The 22,701-nt window shown below is 60.1% G+C and carries 14 protein-coding genes; 8 read left to right on the top strand and 6 right to left on the bottom strand.

What is annotated here, in order from left to right:
- Positions 1 to 24: 24 nt before the first annotated feature.
- Both cmk and ACYQ6J_RS06825 read left to right on the top strand, forming a co-directional pair.
- Positions 25 to 723, top strand: coding sequence for a (d)CMP kinase (gene cmk, locus ACYQ6J_RS06830; RefSeq protein WP_460183439.1), 699 nt, complete (start codon positions 25 to 27; stop codon positions 721 to 723).
- A gap of 157 nt (positions 724 to 880) precedes the next feature.
- Positions 881 to 1,546, top strand: coding sequence for a lysophospholipid acyltransferase family protein (locus ACYQ6J_RS06825; RefSeq protein ID WP_460183438.1), 666 nt, complete (start codon positions 881 to 883; stop codon positions 1,544 to 1,546).
- Positions 1,547 to 1,640: 94 nt separating this feature from the next.
- On the opposite strand, the gene ACYQ6J_RS06820 is transcribed toward ACYQ6J_RS06825, so the two are convergent.
- Both ACYQ6J_RS06820 and ACYQ6J_RS06815 read right to left on the bottom strand, forming a co-directional pair.
- Positions 1,641 to 4,238, bottom strand: coding sequence for a redoxin domain-containing protein (locus tag ACYQ6J_RS06820; RefSeq protein ID WP_460183437.1), 2,598 nt, complete (start codon positions 4,236 to 4,238; stop codon positions 1,641 to 1,643).
- Positions 4,239 to 4,659: 421 nt separating this feature from the next.
- On the bottom strand, positions 4,660 to 5,214 hold the full coding sequence (locus ACYQ6J_RS06815) for a magnetosome magnetite crystal formation protein family (protein ID WP_460183436.1): 555 nt from the start codon (positions 5,212 to 5,214) through the stop codon (positions 4,660 to 4,662).
- A gap of 301 nt (positions 5,215 to 5,515) precedes the next feature.
- Between ACYQ6J_RS06815 and ACYQ6J_RS06810 the strand changes: the two genes are divergently transcribed.
- Positions 5,516 to 6,505 carry an ATP-dependent 6-phosphofructokinase gene (locus ACYQ6J_RS06810; RefSeq protein ID WP_460183435.1) on the top strand — a complete coding sequence of 330 codons (990 nt, stop codon included), beginning with the start codon at positions 5,516 to 5,518 and terminating at the stop codon, positions 6,503 to 6,505.
- Positions 6,506 to 6,564: 59 nt separating this feature from the next.
- On the opposite strand, the gene ACYQ6J_RS06805 is transcribed toward ACYQ6J_RS06810, so the two are convergent.
- A complete protein-coding gene (locus tag ACYQ6J_RS06805) occupies positions 6,565 to 7,560 on the bottom strand; it encodes a CBS domain-containing protein (protein WP_460183434.1) in 996 nt (331 codons plus the stop codon).
- Positions 7,561 to 7,865: 305 nt separating this feature from the next.
- Positions 7,866 to 11,555, bottom strand: coding sequence for a glycosyl hydrolase (locus tag ACYQ6J_RS06800; RefSeq protein WP_460183433.1), 3,690 nt, complete (start codon positions 11,553 to 11,555; stop codon positions 7,866 to 7,868).
- Between the two features lie 312 nt (positions 11,556 to 11,867).
- Between ACYQ6J_RS06800 and ACYQ6J_RS06795 the strand changes: the two genes are divergently transcribed.
- Positions 11,868 to 13,355: a beta-galactosidase gene (locus tag ACYQ6J_RS06795; protein ID WP_460183432.1), complete on the top strand. Its 1,488-nt coding sequence runs from the start codon at positions 11,868 to 11,870 to the stop codon at positions 13,353 to 13,355.
- Positions 13,356 to 13,542: 187 nt separating this feature from the next.
- On the top strand, positions 13,543 to 14,304 hold the full coding sequence (locus tag ACYQ6J_RS06790) for an SDR family NAD(P)-dependent oxidoreductase (protein WP_460183431.1): 762 nt from the start codon (positions 13,543 to 13,545) through the stop codon (positions 14,302 to 14,304).
- 189 nt (positions 14,305 to 14,493) lie between these two features.
- Here ACYQ6J_RS06790 and ACYQ6J_RS06785 read toward each other — a convergent pair whose 3' ends face one another.
- Positions 14,494 to 15,342 carry a glycosyltransferase family 2 protein gene (locus tag ACYQ6J_RS06785; RefSeq protein ID WP_460183430.1) on the bottom strand — a complete coding sequence of 283 codons (849 nt, stop codon included), beginning with the start codon at positions 15,340 to 15,342 and terminating at the stop codon, positions 14,494 to 14,496.
- A gap of 13 nt (positions 15,343 to 15,355) precedes the next feature.
- Positions 15,356 to 16,411 (bottom strand): lipopolysaccharide heptosyltransferase II, encoded by a 1,056-nt coding sequence (gene waaF / locus ACYQ6J_RS06780; RefSeq protein ID WP_460183429.1) that lies wholly within the window; start codon positions 16,409 to 16,411, stop codon positions 15,356 to 15,358.
- A gap of 649 nt (positions 16,412 to 17,060) precedes the next feature.
- On the opposite strand from waaF, the gene ACYQ6J_RS06775 reads away from it, so the two are divergent.
- The 3 genes from ACYQ6J_RS06775 (at position 17,061) to ACYQ6J_RS06765 (ending at position 22,671) form a co-directional block, all read left to right on the top strand.
- On the top strand, positions 17,061 to 17,597 hold the full coding sequence (locus tag ACYQ6J_RS06775; RefSeq protein WP_460183428.1) for an NADH-quinone oxidoreductase subunit NuoE family protein: 537 nt from the start codon (positions 17,061 to 17,063) through the stop codon (positions 17,595 to 17,597).
- Entirely contained in the window at positions 17,594 to 20,776 is a 3,183-nt protein-coding gene (locus ACYQ6J_RS06770) for an NADH-ubiquinone oxidoreductase-F iron-sulfur binding region domain-containing protein (RefSeq protein ID WP_460183427.1), read from the top strand. The genes ACYQ6J_RS06775 and ACYQ6J_RS06770 overlap by 4 nt, the downstream gene beginning before the upstream one ends.
- 122 nt (positions 20,777 to 20,898) lie before the next feature.
- Positions 20,899 to 22,671 (top strand): NADH-dependent [FeFe] hydrogenase, group A6, encoded by a 1,773-nt coding sequence (locus ACYQ6J_RS06765; protein WP_460183426.1) that lies wholly within the window; start codon positions 20,899 to 20,901, stop codon positions 22,669 to 22,671.
- The last annotated feature ends 30 nt before the right edge of the window (positions 22,672 to 22,701 follow it).

Below are 22,701 nucleotides of genomic sequence, written 5' to 3'. Positions count from 1 at the left end.
CGAGTCAAGAATGGGACCTGTGCCATGATCATTACGATTGACGGGCCGGCCGCGGCCGGAAAAAGTACGGCGGCACGCATGCTCGCCGCGCGGCTGGGATTTCGATATCTTGACACGGGTGCCATGTATCGGGCAGCGGCCTTGGCCGCCATGCGGGCGGGCATCGACTGGAGAGATCCCGCCCAACTGGAATGCTTGGCGGACCGCATCCATCTCGCATGGCGAGGCCCTCGCCTTTTCCTGGACGGCGAAGACGTAACGGAAGCCATTCGATCGCCCGACGTGACGGAGGCGACCCGGTTCGTCGCGGACAGTCCCAAACTTCGCGAAAAGATGGCCGAGTTGCAGCGGGAAATCGGCCGCACGTGCGATCTGGTTACCGAGGGACGCGACCAGGGGTCTCTCGTGTTCCCGAATGCCGAGTGCAAGTTCTTTTTGACTGCGGATCCGCGGGAGCGAGCCAAGCGTCGCGTCGCGGATTATGCGGCCCAAGGCAAGTCATTGGCGTGGGAGGAGGTCTTGCGGGCCATCATGGAGCGCGATCACGCGGATGCCAATCGTCCCGTGGGAGCCTTGCGGCGCCCTAATGATGCGGTGGAAATCCGTACCGACGGACTGACCGTGGATGAGGTGGTTGCCAAAATGGAAAAGATTGTTCGGGAAAAACAGGCAACGCTCTCGCAACAGGGAAGCAACGGATCGCTAACGATGAAAGCCGAGTAGCATCCCGATGGCGGCGTCGCCGCGGTCCCCGCGGTCGCGGGCGCCGGCCCCAAGTGGCGGGGCGATACCCGCCTCGGCAAGCAGGCCTTGCTTCCTATCGACTAGAACGAGACGGATGTCACAAGGATCGTCAGCACGAAACGCGGCAAAGAAACCCGTGAGCCGCACGAACGGCCAACCGCCGAAGTACGTGAATCGATGCTGGTACGAATTCAGCAGGTTCGTCGTACGAGCGGCGGCGGCGTTATTCTTTCGCATTCGATACTCGGGCGATTGGGAGATACCTCGGACCGGTCCGGTGCTAATCGTTGCGAATCACCAAAGCCACTTGGATCCTCCCCTGATCGGTGCCGGCGTACCTCGGACCATCAGTTATTTGGCTCGGCAGAGCCTTTTTCGCTCCGGGTTCTTCTCGAAGCTTATTCGGTCCTATGGTGCCATTCCATTGGATTTGGAAGGCAATCCCCTGCCCGGCATCAAGGAAAGCCTGCGTCGTTTGAAGTCCGGGGATGCCTTGCTGATTTTCCCCGAGGGTACACGAACCCCGCACGGCGATGTGCAACCGTTTGAACGCGGTTTTGTCGCCCTCGCTCGGCGGTCTCAAGCCGTCATCGTCCCCGCCGCGATCGAGGGCGCGTTCCAAGCGTGGCCTCGCCGTCGCCGATTCCCTCGGCCCGGACGCGTTCACATTCATTTCGGCATGCCGCTGGGACCGGACGAATATCGTGACTGGCCGGACGATCGCCTTGTCGCGGAGACCGAAGCCCGCGTAAAAGAATGCCTTCTCGTGTTGCGCGGCCGGAAGGAATTTCGCCGCAAGTAATCCCATTCGACCGATGCGCCTAAGCGAGACGCACACTCCCGTCAGCCATGGCGAGTGAGCGATACCGGGCAACAGGTCAGTTCCGGCACGCAAGCTATTGAGCGGCCTCCCACCACCAGGCCTCTACGGCATTCGGATGCGCGATGAGGACCACCGGTTTTCCGTCTTTGCGTCCCACGGCCAGACCGGAGAGGGCGCCGCCGGAGTTGAAGCGATCGACGAGCGTGCCGGTCTTGTCTAACACATGCACGGAACCGTCCGCGGCGGCCAGTACCCATTGCCGTTCATTCTCGCCCTCGAGCGGTGCCCAGGTGATTTGCTCCACGGGATACTCGGCCATACCTCGCGGAAGCGGGTATTTCCACAGTTCTCGGCCCTCCAGATCGAAACCGAATGCCTCGATTTGACCGTAATCGGTGACATCCAGGCCGCACAGTTCGGATTGGCCGTCGCCGTCAAGATCGGCTGCCGCCAGCCAAGTGATGGTTCGACCGGGAACGACCACCTCTCGAATGCGTTCGCCTTCCAGATTCAGTTGCACCGCGCTGCCGTTGCCGGTGTTCGTGACCAAAATCGTCTTACTGCCGTCGCTGCTTAGTACCTCGCTCATGCGAAAGGCGACGGAGACGGTCCGATTTCCCCAGAGGCGTTTACCTTCCAGGGAGACGCCTTGCACTCCGCCTATGCCCAGGTAACTCACGGCCAAATCCATCTTATCGTCGCCATCCAAATTAAGGAGACGGACATCGGCAAGGCCTTGGTGCGGAGGCGCGTCATCGGGCGGGAAACGCAACAGCGGTTGGAAAGTTCCGTCGAAAACCAGCAGTTGTCGTCCGCCCATGCCCCACGCGGCGAACAGTCTGTTTCCCGCCGTATCCTGTGCAGTCCGCAGAAAGTCGACGACATCCGGCGGCGTCGGCTTCAAAACATAGCGCGCGACGATTTGACCGTCCCAGCCCAGTTCGGTCGCCGTGTTGGCATCTTCCACCACCAAGATCCGCGAATCCGCGACGTTGGGAGCGTCGCCGGTCGCGTCGAAGACCAGCAGATTTCCCGGTGACTTGAGGGCTTCACAGCGGAAAACTTGCGTCAGGCGGTGCCGCTCCGGTTGCGAAAACGGGGCCGCTTTCACGGACGCCTTGCCGACAATCTCCTCGACCGGAAAAGTGTATAAGCCGTTGCTCTCCGCCTCCTTGATCAAACGCCCCAATTCATCTTTCATCTTCTTGAAACTGTTCTTTTCCTCCTGGGCCAAGTCCACGCCGGAAAGAATCTTATCCAGCGTGGCTCCGAGACGTTCGGCCAAGTCTTGAACCGAGCCTAAGTGGTAGGTTTGCACGGTCCCGTCCGGTCCGAGTACGGCCATGGCGGGGACCGTGCCGCCTTGAGGACGGTACACCGCCGAGAAGCAACGCTCGGCATCGTTTTTGGGGTCGCGGGCCAAAGGAAGTTCCACCTGCCAACTCTTCAAAAGGTCTTGCAATTCTTCGTTGGAAACGGCGCGGCTGTCCAATCCCTCCGTAACATGATCCACGCTGACCGCCCAAAACTGCACGCGATCGCGGTAGTCGGCGAGCAGCGTTTGGATCTGCTTGAGAGGATATTGCGAGTACGGGTCGTTTTTGGCCCAGAACTCCAAGACCGCCGGTTTCCCCGCCAAACGCTGCAAATTCAGTGTTTCCCCTTGGGCATCCACGAACTCGAAGGGTTCCGGTTGTTTCCCCAGGTATTGATAGCCGTGAGGACGCAATTCGTCGACGATTCTGGCATCGGAAGGAGACTCGAACTTGAAGGCCGCCGGATCGATGGTGACGTTTAGGCCGGCACCCACGAATTCCGCGTAAATAACGAAATCACGGATTTGGCCCGCCCCCATGGCCCGTCGAATCTGTTCGACGGGGTATTCCAAACGAACCAGGAGGTGATCTTGGCGGTCGATCCAAAAGACGGCGTTCCCGTCCGGTCGCGTTACCCGAACGCGGTCACACGTGAAGCTACCCAAAGTTCCCGGCGGAAGCAGTTCGGGCGGTCCGGCCTGGTATAGTAGCGTCTTCAACGGATCTTCGGCCAAGAGCAAAACGAGCGGCGGCGGCACCAAGGAGAAACCCTGCGTAGGACCTTGCATCAGACCGTTGGCCAGGACGGTATCCTGCATCAACGCCGTCAACGTCCACTCAGCCGGAGCGGGCAGACGCAGCACCTGATTCGGTAGCGTCCGCACGGTGGCCCAAAATTGCTCGCCGTTGCAGACAAGAGAGCCTTCGTAACAAATCAAGCGGAGTCTATTGGGGCGTTCCCAGGCCGTCACATACTCCATTTGGCTTTGCACCGGTTGGTCGTTGAACCAACCACGGATGATGATCTTGCCGTTGTCCGCGTAGCTGTTTGCCTTACGGTAGGCGTCCACCATCGCTTGAAGAATCTCCTCCGGGGTTTGCGTGCTGGGCGGAGGCGTGCTTTCGACGGTCTCGGATGCTTCCGAACCTTCGCCGCCGGGTTGTGGGCGAGACGCCGCGTCAGCCCCGGAATCGCCCGCTGCGGCAATCGAATTTCCTCCGGTTGAAGCTGCGCCCTCTGCGGCGGGTTCCGATTTCTGCGACTTGGAGCAGCCAAAGGGCAGCGTCGCCATGACCGCAAGCGTCAACCCGACGAGCAACCGTTTCCATCCGTGATTCGTCTTTGATGAATCCATGAGCTTCGTCCTTGCAGGGAGGAACGGCGAATTTGCGCGACCGCCCTCCGGGCGGATGTTTTTGTAAGACCTATCCACCGTCTAATGCGCGATCGTCATCGGCAAGTCGTCCGACCGGCGAGAATCTCATCTCCCCATGCCTCCAATTCAAGGCGGCAAGAGTCCTTTGACGACCGCGATGACAAAAGGCATTATTTGCGATTTGCGGAGAACGGTAAAGCTCACTCTGCCTCGGATCGCGTGCTCGGGAGGCAGATCGCCAACGTTCGCCCGCAGCGGAGCGATCCGATTTCTCACCCCCAAAATGTTGCCGAAAACCCTTTGCGCGACACGGAACGGCGTGCCGCGTCTTTAAATCGCGGACCGTGCCGTTTCACGTTCGTCTCGCAGCGCCGCTCAACAAGCCGAACCGCGGAGTGCGTTACCGGAGGAAACGATAGATCAGCGGATACCGCCACTCTTGCCCGCGATGGGCTTTGATGGCCGCTATGATGGGCAGGACCACCCCGGTCACGGTCAGGATGCTCCCGATCGATCCCAATACAAGGCGGATCGAAAGCGTTCCCAGGGGAAAGAGCCAACCGGCTAATGCGACGGCCCCGCCCACTACCAGACAAAAACCGAATGCGATTCCCCAACAGATCAGGAAGTTGATCACGTTCTTTCCGTGGCGGTCCACTTCGGGAAACCTTTCCCGAAACCAGAGCCAGATCACCACAGGCGCGGCGAAGCCCAATGGCATCATCACGAATCCGAGTAAGAACGAAAGATGGACGGCGGTAGTCCAAAAGCGGATCTGTGCATCGGGAGTGTCGCCGGTCAAGCCGCCGAGCGTCGAGAAGAATCCTCGCGAGGACCGCGCGCTCGACGCCTCGCCCGACAAAACGCGCTGCTTGGCGGCCGAGTATTCCTCATCGCTGATGGCACCTTCTTGGTGCAAGCGGTGCAGGCGTTCCAACTCTTCCGAGACGTTCATTTTCGTGTCCATTTCCGCGTTTGCCGGTGCCTTGGCACGAGGGACAATCCCGAAAAGCACGGCCTTTTTCGAGCCATCCCGCCAAGGCACGAACCGCGAGCCGACCACGCCGACTCCCTTAGCATGATGCATCGCCCGGGGTCGGCACAACCCCGATCGGGCAACCCGCGAGCGCCGTATCGGCATCGAATCCGCCGGCCAGGTTTCCATGCTTCCCATGTTCGGATACGCTGGATTGCTGGTTGCGTCCTTTTGAACCGTGGCGGAGATGCCCGAGGAATAGTTGGGAGGGCGACAAGCGATGAGGATCGGTGTGCTTACCAGCGGAGGCGATGCGCCGGGGATGAATGCGTGCATTCGGGCCGTGGTGCGATCGGCCTTGGCGGCAGGAAACGAGGTCGTGGGGATTCGACGGGGCTATAGCGGTCTTTTGGCCGAGGATTTTCTCCGCAGCGAAGACGGCGACTATCGCATGACGCTGCGAAGCGTTTCCGACATCGCGCGTCGCGGCGGTACCATTTTGCACACGAGTCGCTCCCAAGAGTTTCGCACGGAGGCCGGTTTGCGAAAAGCGGCCGAAATTCTGCGGAAATACGAAATCGACGCCCTGATTCCCATCGGCGGCGATGGCACATTTCACGGCGCTACGGCTTTGGCTCGATTTTGGGACGGTCGGATCGTCGGTTGCCCCGGCACCATCGACAACGACCTCCTGGGCACCGATTACACGATCGGCTTTGCCACCGCCGTCCAGACCGCCGTGGATGCCGTGGACAAGCTGCGCGATACCGCCGACGCCCATGAGCGTATGTTCTTGGTCGAGGTGATGGGGCGACACTGCGGAAGCATCGCGTTATTTTGCGCCATCGCGAGCGGGGCGGAAATCGCGGCCATTCCCGAGACTCCTACCCGCACGGATGAGATCATTCGCCTGCTCCATGAGTTCGTGCGACGTCGCAAAACATCCGTCATGATGATCGTGGCTGAGGGCGATGAACGAGGCGGCGCGGCGCAACTTCAGCGTGAACTTCAAGAACTAGGCTGTCCCTACGAAACGCGTGTTCTGGCACTAGGCCACCTCCAACGGGGCGGGTCGCCCGTGTTCTCCGATCGCATCTTGGCTTCGCGCTTGGGTGACTTCGCTGTCAGGTCCGTCCTCGAAGGAAAGACGGGCGTAATGGCGGGGGAAATCGGCGGGCGCTTGGTTCTGACGCCGTTTGAAGAAACCTATGCCGCCCACCGCCAAGTCGATCCGGAAGACATGCACCTGCTGGAAATCATGGCAACGTGACGGGGTTCGGGGAGTCCTAAGCGGTCGGCAGTGCGGCAGACGCGTCTCAACCTCGACCGTCAAGGGATGATCAGCAGGCCTACCAGCAAGTAAGCCGTGAGCGCCGCGACGTCGGTCAATGCCAGGACCACCGGACCGGCGGACGGTCGGGCGTCGCGTTGTGCCAACCAAAACATCATGGGAACAAATGTTCCAATTACGGTTGCGATCAACAGGCCCAGGGTGATACCCGCCGCAATGGTCGGAAAAAGCAGCGATTGCCCGTGCCACGCGGCGGCAAATCCGCCCACCAGAGTGCCCATGGCAAGCCCCAACAAAATTCCCGTAGGCAATTCCCTCCGAAGAAAGGCAAACACGCGTTTCCCGGAAAAGACCCCCAATTGCTGGCGGTCCAAAACGAGCGTCAAAGTTTGAATGCTGACGCTTTCAGCCAAGGCCAGGACCACGGGCAGGAACAGGGCCAGCGCGACGGCGCGGTTCAGCAATTCGCTGAACATTCCCGCCAACACGGCGCAGATCAAACCGCCCGCTAAGTTGCTCAGAAGCAGAACAAATCGGCGTTGAAAAATGGCCAGAGCGCTGCCGCGCCGAATTTCGGAGAGCGTGAAACCGATCAATTGAAACAGTTCCTCGCTCCAGTTCTCCTCCGAGGAGTCCGCCAAGCGAAACATCTCGTCGCTGTACACCGTGGCCTCCACGACGCCGATCATTCGCTTGTCCTCATCCACCACGGGCACCGCCAGCAGTCGATGCAGGATGAACAACTCGCAGGCATCTTCCAGAGTGGCGGTGCTCGGCACCGTGACCACCCGTCGCTCCATAATCTGAGCGACCGGCGTGTCGGGGGGATTCAACAACATGCGCCGGGTGGGAACCACCCCAACCAAACGCCCTTCCGCGTTTACGACGTAGAAATAGATCGCTCGCGACTTGAACCCCGATTCGCGCAGACGTGCCAGAGCCGATTCGATGGTTTCCCCTTCCAAAAGTCGCGGGTATTCCGAATCGATGAACTCCAGCACGCTTCGGCGAAGGTGTTCCTCGGAAGGCAGCATCAGAAATGTCGGCTCCGTGTGGCCAAAGGTTCCGCGCGAAAGGGGCAGGCGGGCGAAGAATGGGGTACGGGGATTGACGCATCTCTGTCAATCCTACGTTGGATTGACAATTCCGGCAACCGCGCCCACCGAATCGTCGAAATGGAATTGTCGTCGCGCAGAAGGAGGCCTACACTCTCCCCGGTACGCCGACGATCGAATCGTCTCGCCGTCGACGAGTTCGCGGAGGACGCGCGGCGTCGCACCGCGACCGCTACCACGCTCCGCATGGACGATGGTCGTCCCGAATCCGGACCATGGCCGACTCAATTGGCCGGGGTTCGCGCTACGACCTCGAAAGGCTCGAACAGTCCGTAAGAGATCGTGTCGTAGGCGGAACCGGGCGGAGGCCCTTCCTTGGGCCCTTGCGCGAAGGCATGCGGCCAGGCGGAACCTCGCATGGCGCCGGCATGATGCGGACCGAGCAGGTTTTTTGGAGTACCGGTTACGACGATCTCGACGGTGTTTTCACCGACCTTCAGCGCCGAGTTGATGCGGCACTCCCAAGGTTGACGATATATATGGCCGACCGGTTGACCGTTGACCAAGACCTTGGCGACCGCGCCGTTCCAACGTCCCAAGCGCACGTAATAGTCGGCCGAACCAGGATCTTCCACTGCGATTCGGGTACTGTAGGAAACGTCGCCCGCGTAGAAAGGACAGCCTTGCGAATTCCAACCGCTTGAAAGGCCCGACCCGTCGACTATGTGAACGGCCAGCCGCCCAAACCCTTCCGCCAGTTCGCTGGAAGCGGCGGCAACCACCACGCCGCCGACCTCCCGCTCCCGTCCGTCGGTGGCTTCGTAGAACCGGACTTCCGAGAACCCGACGAAGGCGTTGTCGGGCGATTCCGGCGCGGCTGGGTAAACCACGCCGGCGTGGTTGGATCGAATCACGAGCTTCACAAATCGGACGCCGTCGCCGGCCACGGCCAGGCTCTGAGAAGGCGGCGATTGGTTCGCCGCGCCTGCTTTGGCCCCGGCGGCCTGAGCCAAGGAAAATCGTCCTAAGAGACGTCCCGGGGCGTCGGGATCGGCCCGATCCAGGGCAACGAGTTCAAAATCCTTGACGCCGCGCTGCGTCAAGTTCACTTCGTTGTAATTCCAGATTCTCATGGATCGCAGGTTGACCGGTCGCCCGAGATCGAAGAGCAGCCACGGTGCGTAATCGTTTTTGGAGTTCGGCCGAAAACCGACGCCCGAAGACAGCCACATGGTTCCGTTCGGTTCGGTGTCGTGTGCCGCTCGCTCGACGTCTTGGAACCCCATCGCTTCGGCTGGAACCACTTCAAAACCTTTCGCTACGGGGACGAGAGAGAAATCCCCCAGTAGATACGCCGATGCAGGCTCGTGCCACATGGTCATGGGTGAAGCCGCGAGGGTCACCTCGTTTTCGCCCACCTGCGCAGCACTGCGAATGTCGATGCGGTGGAACGCTCGATCCAACCACCAGTCTTCGCTCACCGTCAGCGGTCGTCCATTGCAGGCGATCCGATAGAGGTCGCCTCGTTCCACGACAATCCAAAGCGAATTGGGCACCTTTTCGCGGAGCGTAAATCGGTAAGCCAAGGTAAATCCGCTATCCGCCGGGAATTCACGCGTGATCAATTCGTCTCGAAATTGCACGGCCCGATCCCAGGGGTTGCCCGGCAAACCATGCTGCTTGAAGACCCAGTCGCACGCCTCGAAGAAATACAAGGCAGGTCGGGTCTTTTCGCCGACCGTAACGTCCATGTAGTCCAGGGTCAGTACGTTCGGTTGCAGTCGTCGAACCTCGATAGGCGCGTTGCTCGCGACGGGCCGTTCCGTCCATTCAGGTTTCTTTAGGGGCGGAGTCTCCCTGGCGCTGAGGAAAAGGACCAAGCTGCCCGCGGGCGGCAGCGTGAATTCGCACCGGCTGCCGGAATTCATTCTTTGAAACGGATAAGCCGCCGCAACACCCTTTTCCAGGTCCCACTGCTGAATACCGGGATATGCCGAATTGACGACGCCAACCGCGGAATGCGTGAGGGACGTATTGACTAAGAGCACAATCTCGCCGTCGGCAAGTCGTCGCCTTTGATGCAGCAAAATGCCCTGGCGCGGCTCCTGCCAGGTGATTTGCACGGCGGCGTCCTGGCGCTTCAACAATTGCGCCGATAGCTCCGTCGGCGAAGACGAAATCCAGCCCGGCATGGCCGCCAAATCTGCAATCGCGGTCGTGGCGGCGCCATCGACAAACTGGGGAGCGTCGCCGCAACAAATGACCGTCCCGCCGTCTTCCAAGAAAGCCTTGAGTAGCCGGACGGTCGCGGATTCCAGATTTTGACACAGAGGAGGAATCACCACGGTGTGATAGGAACGCTGGCCGATACGCAACGCCCCGCTCTCGACCGCTCCGTGCCGTTCCATGATGTCTTCACACCCCAGATCGTATTCCACCTGGTCGTACTCCAACGCTTTGAGGAGATCGAAGAATTGATCACCCAAGCGGCGGAGTTCATCGGTCGCGGCGGCGTCGCCCTGGTAGAACCAAGCGGTGGAGGTCGGCTCCAGCACAAGGATGTCGTTGCGACGCTCTCCGGCGGACAGCACGAGGGACAGTCGCGTCAGGTATCGCGCCACGATGTGATAATCATTCCACCACGATGCGTGATAAGAGAACGATTGCGGGTGATCCATTTTCCGCGCCCCGCGAATCGTGATACAGGAGAGGTGCTCATCGAAGGTATTGACGCCGAGGACGCCCAACCAATCGGCGATTCGTTTCATATCCTCGAACCGCAAGTCCCAACCGCCCGCTCCGTAGATCTCGCACAGCGTTCGCCGTCTTCCCAGTTGATCGGCCACGCTCGAAAGCTCGCGAACGGCCCGAATATTGCCGAATTGGGCGTGGGTATGTTCGGCGTATTGATTCATCAGACAGTCGATCGCGGGACGCTGGTGCCAGGCGTACATCGCCATGTTGTCGGGAACTACACCGCAGTTCGGCCATTCGTGCTCCCAGTAATGCCCGGTGAATTCCAGCCCGTGATCTTCGCACCACTGAAAGTACGGCTGCGCCCAACGCTCGATGAACAACTCCAGCAGCACTTGGTAGTAATCGTGCCGAACCTTGCGCCAATCCCCCAGGGGATATCGAAGAGCGGGCAAATGGGCGGGCAATTCGTAACCCATGCGACGCTGAAACTCGGCCGCCAAATCCTCGGTCCAAGTCAAGTCTCCGGCGGACAGCAAGCGAGGCTCGTCGGTAAAGGAACCCGGCACTCGTTTGCCGAATTGGTCGCCGATTTCGCGCTGGTATGCATCCAGCGTGATCTGCAAGAACTTCTGCGTTACTCCCGGGTACAAAAGGTCAACGTAAAAACGATTGCCGTACCAGGGCGCGGTGCCCGCACGCTCCACAACGGTGGCGAGATAACGCCCGGGCGTCAACGGCTTGCCTCCCTTGAAATCCGACGTGACATCCTCGAAGTGATCGTCGAACAAACGGTGGACCGTCACTGCGCCGGAGGGCACCTTGGCCGGATCGTCGGTCTCGATCCATTTCAATCCTCGGCCGCGTGATTTCGGCATCTGCTCCGGCACCCAACCGCCCGCAAACCCCGACGGATAGGAATTCTCATCGTAGATCCATACGTTCATATCAAGCCGCTCGGCTGTATCCAGGGCGAGTCGCCACAGCCGAAACCATTCCGGCGACAGGTAGGGCGTCATCAGGCCCGGTCGCGGATGGACGAAGACCTGCTTCACGCCTTGAGACGCCAAGTCTTCCAGGGTGGAAACGATCTGCTCGTCGCTGAGCATGTCGTTCCAGACCCATAGGGGAGCGGTGCTGAATTCTCGCGGCGGGTGTTCGAAAATCGCTAGTACTTGCTCCGAGGTGTCCAATTTGTCGGCGGCAAGAGCGGCGAAGGCGGAAGCCAACACACACCCAAGCACGCACCCGGTCGTGCCGATCCGAAGCGTACGCGCCATAACAGGTATCCCTCCGGAAGAACGATGTTTCGAGGCAAGGTCCCTATGATTCCTATTCGGCTTCTTCACGCCAAGAGCGTCAAGCCGAAGGCTGGTCCAATCTTATGGTCGCCCAGACGGCGAACGCACCCTAGAATAACGGTGGTTTCCGGCTACGGCAACCGTTGGAGTCTGCCAATCTTTTGCACTAAGATGCCCCGGGAGATGGCCGACGGCCTTAGGCTGCCGCGAGCGATCGCCTGCCGACTTGCTCAGTTCATCACCAAGCGTTTGCCCTTCATTCACGGAATTGCGGTCTCAAGGGGAAGATTCATGTTTTCCGTACTAGGTTTACGGCACGTCGTTCCCGGAGGCATTAGGCGGGCGGTTGCCGGCATTTTGGCGATCTGTCTGTGCGGCACCGCCTGGGCGAATCAGAGTCTCATCGAGTCGCCCTTGCCGCGAGTCACCGTTCATGACGGTAAGTTCGTGCTGCCGGACGGTCGCCGGTTTTTCCCCATAGGCGTGAATTATTTCCGCCCCGGCACGGGCTGGGCGCCTCAGTTATGGAAACAATTCGATGAGTCGGCGGTGGAACGCGATTTCGTCTTGTTGCGCCGGTACGGGGTGCGATGCGTTCGCATCTTCCTGACCTTCGGTTCGTTCTTCAACCAACCGGATCGCCTAGACGAATTCGGTCTGGAGAGACTCGACCGCATGTTAGAGATTGCCGAAAGGAGTGGAATCTACCTCCATCCTACGGGGCCGGATCACTGGGAAGGCATCCCTGACTGGGCCAGGGGTGAGCGCTATTCGGACGAGCGATTGCTATCCGCACAGGAACGTTTCTGGCAAATGCTGGCGGAACGCTATCGCGGTCGGACGTCCATTTTTGCTTATGACCTTTTGAATGAGCCGATGGTTCCGTGGGATAGTCCGACCCTGCGGGAACGTTGGAAACTTTATTTGCGCCAGCGCTACGACACGGCCGAGTCGGCAGCGAAGGCGTGGGGAGTGGCACCGGAACTCGAGAACTGGGAGACGCCCATTCCTCCCGATCCCGCAACATCGCCCCGACCGCAGATTCTGGATTACCAACATTTTCGCGAAGAAGTGGCGAGAGAATGGGTGGCGAGGCAAGCGGCGGCCATCCGCAAGGCCGATCCGGACGCCCTGGTAACGGTCGGACTGATCCAATGGAGCGTTCCCGTCATCCTGCCCGAAGTGAAGACTTATTCCGCCTTCCGCCCAGAGCGGATCGCCCCACACATCGATTTTCTAGAGGTCCATTTCTATCCTCTGGCACGGGGATTCCTCGACTATCAGCGCCCGGAAGACATCATCGCCAACTTGGTTTACTTGCGATCGACGGTCGCCGCCTGTGCCGCGGTGAAGCGACCCGTGGTCCTGGCCGAATTCGGTTGGTACGGGGGCGGCCAATTGACGATCAACCAAGGCCGTCATCCGTCGGCAAGCGAATCCCAGCAAGCGGAATGGTGCAGTTCGGCAATCGGTAGCACGCGGGACTTGGCGGATGGTTGGCTCAATTGGGGTGTATTCGATCATCCGGAGGCACGGGATGTCAGTCAATTGACGGGGCTATTCACCGCGGACGGGCGACCCAAGGAATGGGCCAAGGTTTTTCAGGACATCAGCCGCAGCCTTGAAGAAGAAGCGACGACGGCGCGAACGACGGACACGAACGCCGCGCCATTGCCCATCGCGGAATTCGATTGGGATCAGGCTATCGTCGATGCTCAAGTGGGACGGAAGGCCTTGGAGGGCGCGATCGAGTCGCGGCAGGGATCGTCGCGGGAATAGCGGGAGAATATCCTCCCATCTCACGCTTTGGCGAATGAGCCGAGTGCTTGGCGATCGGCAGTCACCTACTACGGTAAGACTCGTCGTGGCGCGGCATGGTTATCATCACCGCGGAAGCGGGATCTCGAGATCCGATGAAGAAGCATCGCAACCGTAGCATCCGAAGATTATGGAGACTGGCAAAAACATGAAGAACTCCTCCTCAGAAACGTCGCGGCTCGTGGCGCTGATTACGGGGGCGGGAAAGCAGCGCGTGGGATATCACATAGCCGAAAGCTTGGCCGACCGCGGTTTCGACGTCGCCATCCATTACAACCGCTCGCGGGAAGAGGCCCGGCAGACTGTGAAGTCGCTAGTCGCGAAAGGTGTCCGCGCCGCGGCATTTCAGGCGGATGTGAGCAAGCCCTCGTCTATCGATCGCATGTTCGCAAGAGTCAAGGATCGTTTCGGGCGGTTGGACGTGATGGTGACGTCCGCCGCGATCTGGGACCCCAAACCATTGGAAGAGATGACGCCGGACGATGTTCGACGGCATTTCGAGGTCAACGCATTGGGGACTTTTTGGTGTTGCCGCGCGGCGGGGCTTATGATGGTCGAACAACCGGAGGGCGGCTTGATTGTGACGATCGGCGATTGGGCGGTCGAACGCCCGTATCTAAACTATCCCGCCTATTTCCTATCCAAAGGCTGCATCCCCACCATTACCCGCATGTTGGCGGTCGAATTGGCGCACCGCAATCCGGCGATTCGTGTCAACTGCATTCACCCCGGACCGGTCATGTTGCCGGCGACGTTATCGAAGCACGAAAAACTGGAGGCGATCCAGGCCACGCTGCTCAAGAAGGAAGGATCACCCTTGCACGTCGCCAAGGCCGTGGAATTCTTTTGGGATAACGATTTTATTACCGGCGCATGCTTGCCGGTCGATGGAGGTCGCACAATCGCCTGAACTCAAAGCGTCGCCGCGGTGCCGTTCGCGGAAAAGCGATTCTCCGCGTCAGGAACACGCGGGCGCATCTGCAATCTCAACCAAGAATCGCCTGTTACCGGCGCGAGTCGGCAGCGTAACCGCAGGCAATACCGGTTGGTGAAGTCTGATAGACTCACGAACCCGCAGGATGAGCGGCGATTGGAAGAGTCAGACCGCGACTCGATTCACGGGAGGCTTGGGGAGCGAGGGATTCTCAGGCTTATCCTCCCCCGCGGGGGTCGATACGTTGTGCAATTCCCAAAGCTTCGCGTACTTGAGGAAAGTCCCGAAGGCATCGTCGATGCTGATGATCAACCCGGGGATGCCGTCAAGTATTCCGCCGTGCCACAGGTAGATTCGCAAGAAGCGGAAACATGGCCTAAGCAGCAGGTCGCGAAACGGTCGCGCCGACCTTCCCGAGGCTGCGAGTTCCTCAGCCCCCAATGTGGTGTATCGGTTCTTTTTGTCGGTCCAGTGCTCGAGAGACCGGTAAGTGTGGTGCTCGATCGGCGATTGTAGCGAACCGATCGCCTTGGACGCGACCACGACACCCTCGTGAATGCGTCTATCGTCGAAGCGGCATTGCGACCGGCGCATCAAGCGAATGGGGCCGTAACGATTCCATCCGCAGCGGCGAATCACGCGCCCCAGAAAATACGTCCGAAATCGAACGCGGTATCCGACATACGCAGGATGATCCCCGAGGACGACGTCGATCTCTTCCTTTATTTCCGTCGTCAAACGTTCATCCGCGTCGAGATGAAGGACCCAATCGTTTCGGGCATGGCTCATGGCCCAATTCTTGAAATCACCGTAGCCGATGAATTCTCGTTGGATCACGCGGCAACGATCGGGTGAACGGCGACGATAGCGATCCACGATCTTCAAAGTGTCGTCGGTCGAACCGTTGTCGGCGACCACGATCTCGTCGGCCCAATCCCAAACCGAATCGAGACAAGCCGCGATGTGCCTTTGCTCATTCTTGCAGGGAACGACGACGGTAATGGGCGGTCGCATGCTACGCGGATCCCTAAGCCGCTCGGGCCGAAACATGCTCGAGGAAAAACGGCGCCAATTGCTCAAAGACCCATGCCGGGGTCATGTCTCTCATGCAACGATGATGGCCTAGCTTGCAGGTCCGCCGCAGGCAGGGGGCGCAAGATAAAGGCACCCGAAGATTCAAACCCGGAACGCAAGGATTGGCGATCAACTCCTCCGGTGTCGGTCCGAGTAGCGTCACCACCGGCCGCCCCAGCGCCGCGGCGACGTGGCGCGGACCGCTATCCGTCGAAACGCACAATCCACACCGGCGGATGCAACTCTTCAGCAGGGATATATGCAACGGTTGATCGGCCAATGAAACGACGCGACCGTCTTGGATGCGGCGAACCATTCCGCGGACGATTTTTCTCTCGCTCGGGCCACACAGCAGCAATACGGAATGATTGGTATTGCGAACGATAAGGCGTGCAAGTTCTTCGAAGTATTCCGCGGGCCATACCTTCACGGACGCGCCGGCACTGCCGACATGCATGGCGACAACTCGACCGTCGCCGGGCAACCCCAAGTCCTCCCAAACGCGGTCGGCCAAACTCTCGCCATCCGGGGTGGTTCGCAATTCCAGGCGAGGCGACTCGGCGGGACACCCCAAGGTCTCGGCCAGTCGCAGGTAGTATTGCACCATGGGAACCCGCCAACCCTGCTCTCGGGAGTATTCCCAGGCGAGAGCATGGGTCAGAAATTTCCCCCGGTGGTGCCGCCCGTAGCCGATCCTGACGGGAATTCGGGCAAGCCAGGCCACCAAGGCAGACCGCCACGAGTTGGGAAACAGCACCGCCGCGTCCCACTTTTCCGCCTTAAGACGACGAACCAAGCTCGAAGTCTTCCACCGCGGATCGTCGCTGCCCGGATGGTAGCACCACGTTTCGTCCAACCACCCCGTGCCGTCCAACGCGCCCGACAAATTTGGACGTAGAATTCCCACGATGCGAGCCTGCGGACCAACCCGGCGACGAATCGCGCGAATGGCCGGCGTCGCCATCACCACATCACCCAGCCAATTCGGAAGAAAGAGGCAGATGTTCACGACTTCGACCTCCGTGCCGAGGTGACGCCCGGACGAGGGCAATCCAGGGGAATCCTACTCCTCCGCCACGATTGTCCCTTCTGACGGGGAATTGGGGAAGGGCAATTGGTCAAGAAATGGTCGCCGGAACACGCAGCGTCCAATACAAAACTATCGATAAAGGGATAAAAAACCGCAACGAGGCGATTGGCGCGAGGCCAAGCGGCGACTTCGACCGCTGAAATTCGTGCCCGGCAACGAAAGAACCCCTCGCGAGGCCGGTTCGCTTGACTGCGGGGAGGCGGAGCAGTCGTGGCAACCGACTCTCGGAGGGGCTAACCCCATTCTATTGTCGCCATGTTCGCGTGTCCACGCGGTTTCCTCTAATACAAACGCGACAACCCTTGTAGCCGTTTGCGAACGGCGTCGGCAACTCACCGAACACAGCCATTCTGGGACCGCTGGAGCCGAAATATTTCCTGCACAAAGTGTCGCTTATTTGGAGTTTTACGTTATTTTCTGAAGATGCCGTTCTATGCCCTGTTGCGAGGATGAGGTAAACTTGAGAACTGACTCCGGCGACCGACGCACTGATCACCGATGCGTCGGCGATCCGCTCAGTTCATCACACGGTTCGAGGTATCACGCGTCCAAGAAAAAGGGGAGCGACATGGAGTCGCCGACTTCAACCGGTTGCGACTGCAATCAAGTCACGGAACAGGACCAATTTCGCCAATTGGACGACATCCTGAGCGAATATCGCTCGGTTCCCGGCGGCTTGATTCCGGTACTCCAAATGGCGCAGGCCATTTTCGGCTACCTGCCCGAAACAGCGTTGCGACGCATTGCCCGGGCCTTCAACAAATCCTATAGCGAAGTGGCGGGGGTCGTTTCCTTCTACTCCTTTTTCAACACGATACCGCGGGGCAAGCACACGGTTCGCGTCTGCCTTGGAACAGCCTGCTACGTCCGCGGTGGGAAACAGATTCTGGCCTCGCTAAAGTCGCACTTGGGAATCGACGTCGGGGAGACCACGTCCGACTTGAATTTCACCCTGGATGTGGGCAGGTGCTTCGGGGCGTGCGGGTTGGCTCCCGTGATCATGATCGACGACGATGTTCATCAACGGATCAAGGTATCGCAGTTGGCTCGACTGCTGGACCAATACCGCAACGGTCCTGCCGAGGACGAGGAGGACGCAGAATGATCTCCAATGGCACGCCGTGTCGTCGCATTGAAGACGTGGATTCGCTGACCGCCCTGCGCGAAAACTTGCAGCGAAAACGGCAAGAGGCCGCCGAGGCGGGCAAACGCGAGATCCGCATTTGCACGGGTGCGGGCTGTATCGCGTCCGGTTCCCTCCAATTGCTGACCGCCCTTCGGCAGTCGATCGAAGACCGCGGAATCGCCGAGCGATGGCAAATCGTCGGTACGGGCTGCATGGGTCCCTGTTTCGGCGGTCCCGTAGTGCAGATCGACGACGTACTTTACGAACATACTCGGCCACAAGATGCGCCCGGGATCGTTCAGGAACACTTGATCGGCGGTCGGGTCCTGGAGCGATTGGCGCACCGGCGTCCGGATGGTCGTCCCGTGCCGCACGTCGGAGACATCGACTTCTTCCGCCGCCAAGTCAAGATCGTGTTGCGGAATTGCGGTCGGATCGACCCGACGCGAATCGAAGACTACATCGAACGCGACGGCTATCGCGCTCTTGGGGAAGTCCTGCGGCGAGGCGATCCGGACGCCGTGATCGAAACGCTTCGCGAATCCGGGTTGCGAGGGCGCGGCGGCGCTGGCTTCGCCACCTGGAAAAAATGGTCCGCCGCGAAGCAATCGGCGGGGGACGTGAAGTTTGTCGTCTGCAACGCCGATGAAGGCGACCCGGGCGCTTTCATGGACCGAAGCGTCCTGGAAGGCGATCCGCACAGCGTCATCGAGGGTATGGCCATAGCCGGCGCCGTGATCGGCGCATCGCGAGGGTTCGTCTACGTCCGGGCCGAGTACCCCTTGGCTGTTGAACGACTGAAAATCGCCATCGGCCAAGCACGCGAGGCGGGGCTGCTCGGCAAGAACATCCTCGGTACGGGCCTCGATTTCGATCTCGAAATCCGTATGGGTTCCGGTGCCTTCGTGTGCGGCGAAGAAACGGCGCTGTTGACTTCGATTGAGGGAAATCGCGGCGAACCTCGGCCCCGACCGCCGTTTCCCGTGCAGAGCGGGTTATGGGGGGCGCCGACGCTACTCAACAACGTCGAGACGTTCGCCAACATCGCGCCCATCGTTCTCAACGGCGGCGCGTGGTACGCCCAGTGGGGAACCCCTAAAAGTCGCGGAACCAAGGTCTTCGCTTTGGCCGGCGGAATCCAGAACTCCGGCCTGGTGGAAGTCCCGATCGGCATGCCGCTCGGCGACTTGATCTACGACATCGGCGGCGGCACTGCTTCCGGCAAGAATTTCAAGGCCGCCCAAATCGGCGGTCCCTCCGGCGGTTGCATCCCAAAACAGTATTTGAGCGTCCCGCTGGATTATGAGTCCCTTGCGGATCTGGGGGCGATCATGGGTTCCGGCGGACTAATTGTCATGGACGACGATAGCTGCATGGTGGACGTCGCCCGATACTTCCTCGAATTCGTACAAGACGAATCCTGCGGCAAGTGCGTTCCCTGTCGCGTGGGCACCAAGCGCATGCTGGAAATCATGGAACGCATTTGTGCCGGAAAGGGAGAGGAGGAGGATATCGAACGTTTGGTCGAATTGGGAGAGATGATCAAGGATACCTCCCTGTGCGGATTGGGGCAGACGGCGGGAAATCCGGTCCTGTCGACGATTCGCCATTTCGGTCAGGAATACATCGAGCACATCCGCGATCGCCATTGCCGAGCCGGAGTTTGCCCGGAATTGGTGGCCGCCCCCTGCGAAAGCGCCTGCCCCGCCAACGTGGACATCCCCGGTTTTGTGGCCTTGGTCGGCGAAAAGCGCTACGCCGAAGCCCTGCGACTCCATCGAGAACGCAATCCATTCGCGGCGGTATGCTCCCGGGTGTGCTTCCACACATGCGAGGATAAGTGCCGACGTTCCACGTTGGACGCCCCGGTAGCCATTCGCGCCATCAAACGATTCATGGTGGATCAAGAAGTGACGTTGCAGGTTCCCGAAATCCGTGAGAACCCCAAGAACGCCAACCGAAAGATCGCTATCATCGGTGCCGGGCCCGCAGGCTTGACTTGCGCTTATTTCCTGGCTCGCCTGGGTTATCGCCCCGAGGTCTTCGAAGCCGAACCGCGTCCCGGCGGCATGTTGGTACAGGCCATTCCCGCCTATCGCTTGCCGCGAGAAGTCGTGGCCCGCGAGGTTCGCATGATCGAACAAATGGGCGTGGAAATACTCACCGGTCGGGCGCTGGGGAAAGACTTCACGCTCAGTTCGCTCCGCGCGCAAGGTTACGAAGCCGTATTCCTCGGCCTGGGTGCTCCCCAGGGGGCGGGGCTTGGCGTCTCCAATGAAAGGGCCGAAGGCGTCGTCGACGCATTGGCCTTTTTGAGGACGTACAACATTCGCGGTTCGGTACCCGTCGGTCGCCGCGTAGTAGTAGTCGGCGGTGGGAACTCGGCCATCGATGCGGCGCGCACCGCCGTGCGACTCGGCGCCGAGAGCGTTACCGTGGTTTACCGCCGCAATCGAGATGCCATGCCCGCTTACGAAGAAGAGGTACTGGAAGCCGAACACGAAGGCGTCCGCCTTCAATTGCTGACGGCGCCGGTGGACGTGTTGGTGGAGAACAATCGTGTGGTCGGCCTGAAGTGCGTGCCCGTCCAATTGGGTGAGTTCGATCGATCGGGCCGCCGTCGACCTAGAGAGATGGGGGAGGCCTTTTGCATCCCCGCCGACCAAATCCTGGTCGCCGTGGGACAGGTCTTGGACCTGGAAGCTCTTTGCCCCGACGTTCCCTTGGAAAAGAACCCCCGGGGATTCGTTCAAGTGGATCCGGTCACGGGCCAGACCTCGCAACGTTGGGTCTTTGCCGGCGGAGATGCCGTCAGCGGTCCGGCCTCCGTCGTCGAGGCCGTCGCCGCGGGAGAGCGTGCCGCTGTTGGAATCGACTATTATCTAACCGGCGAGATGCACGCATTCTGGCGACAGCTGCGCCCAATCGAGACGGCCTTTGACCCCGAAGCGGAACCCTCCGACGCCGTGCGGGAACCACTGCGGTTGTTGCCCGTGGACCGGAGGTGCCGCAATTTCGACGAGGTCGAACTGCCGTGGCCCGAACCGGTTGCCGTCCGGCAGGCGCGGCGCTGCTTGCGCTGCGACTACGGTCGTCGAGAAAACGTGCCCGGCGGAACGCCGGAAGTCGTCGTGCTACATCAAACGGGAGAATTGTGACCGCGGCGACGGAACTTACGCTGCCGGTCCGCCCTTGGGGATACAGGAAACACCCTGACGACGCCGGAAGGCTGAAATTTAGTCAGGGTATCGCCGTCAGGAAAACCGGATAGGATCAGCCCATGGTCAAAGCCTGGATCAATCAGCAGGAAGTGGAAGTTCCGGAAGGAACGACGATCCTCTGTGCCGCCAAACGGGTAGGGATTCGCATCCCGACTTTGTGCTATGTGGAGTCTCTTAAGCCGATCGGCGCATGCCGGGTTTGCGTCGTGGAGGTTGAGAATTACCGCAACTTGGTCGCGTCGTGCTCCACCTGCGTCGCGGAGGGGATGAAGATTCGTACGAATTCCGCGCGAGTGCGGCGTGCCAGGACGACCGTGGTGCAACTTCTGCTTTCGGAGCATTGTGGCGAATGCCAAACATGCGATCGCAACGGACAGTGCGAGTTGCAAGATTTGGCCGCTGAGTTGGGCATTCGCGAGATCGAGTTCCGCGGCGAATCCGCGCGCAAGCGAGTGGACGTATCCACGCCCGCTTTGATGCGAGACAACGGCAAGTGCATCCGCTGTCGCCGATGCGTCAGCGTGTGCAACGAAATCCAAGGGGTGGGGGCATTGTTTCCGCAGTTTCGCGGTTTCAACACCGTGATCGGCCCGGCCTTTGGGCAGGACTTGGCCTCCGTTACCTGCGTGCAATGCGGCCAGTGCGCCGCTATCTGTCCCGTCGGCGCGATTACGGAGCGGGACTATGTGGAATCCGTTTGGGCGGCGATCGACGCCCCCGATCGCATCGTCGTCGTGCAAACGGCCCCGGCCATCCGCGCAGCATTGGGTGAGTGTTTCGGCTATCCCCCGGGGACGCTGGTTACCGGCAAAATGACCGCCGCTCTTCGGCGACTCGGCTTCGACGCCGTTTTCGACACGAACTTCGCCGCTGACTTGACCATCATGGAGGAAGGCACGGAGTTGCTGATGCGTTTGAAGCAGTCCTTGGCGAGCGGTAACGGCGCGGCCTTGCCCATGTTCACCAGTTGCTCACCGGGTTGGGTCCAGTATTTGGAGGCGTTTCATCCCGACCTGTTGCCGCATCTTTCCTCGTGCAAATCGCCGCAGCAGATGTTCGGCGCACTCGCGAAGACCTACTACGCACAAAAGACGGGGCGTCGTAAGGAGGAAATCTTCGTGGTCTCCGTGATGCCCTGTACCGCCAAAAAATTTGAGGCGCAACGCCCCGAAATGACCGGGGGCGGAGGTCCCGACGTCGATGCCGTGCTCACCACCCGGGAACTGGCCCGCATGATTCGCGCATCCGGAATCGACTTTCACGCCCTCCCGGAAGAAGAGATGGATGCGCCGCTCGGAATCTCCAGCGGCGCGGGCGTTATCTTCGCGAATACCGGGGGCGTCATGGAGGCCGCTCTGCGGACCGCCTACGAAATCGTCACCGGACGGCCGCTGCCGACACCGAATCTGCACGTTCCCGACCTCATCGGCCTGGAGGGCGTTAAGGAAGCCGAGATTACGATCGAAAACCCGCTGCCGGATTGGCGGTTCCTGGATGGGGTCACGCTGCGCGTGGCAGTGGCTCACGGGCTGAGCAATGCGGAAAAGGTCATCCAAGCCGTTTTGTCCGGCGAACGATCCTACCATTTCATCGAAGTGATGACGTGCCCCGGCGGATGCATCGGCGGCGGGGGACAACCGCGATTCACCGACAATCGCGTGCGGCAAGCCAGGATCGCTGCCATTCTGAAGGAAGACGAGGGCAAGCCGATCCGCAAATCACACTTGAATCCGCAGATTCAGCAACTCTACGCGGAATTCCTAGGATCGCCGCTGGGAGAAGTGTCGCACCACCTGCTTCACACCTCCTATCAACCTCGCGAACGTGTCTGAAGTCACCCCCTTGTGTTGAGAAACGGCCTC

The sequence above is a fragment of the Thermopirellula anaerolimosa genome (assembly GCF_054657335.1).
Note: the sequence above shows the minus strand (reverse complement) of the source record. Positions and strands in the feature narration are given on the sequence as shown.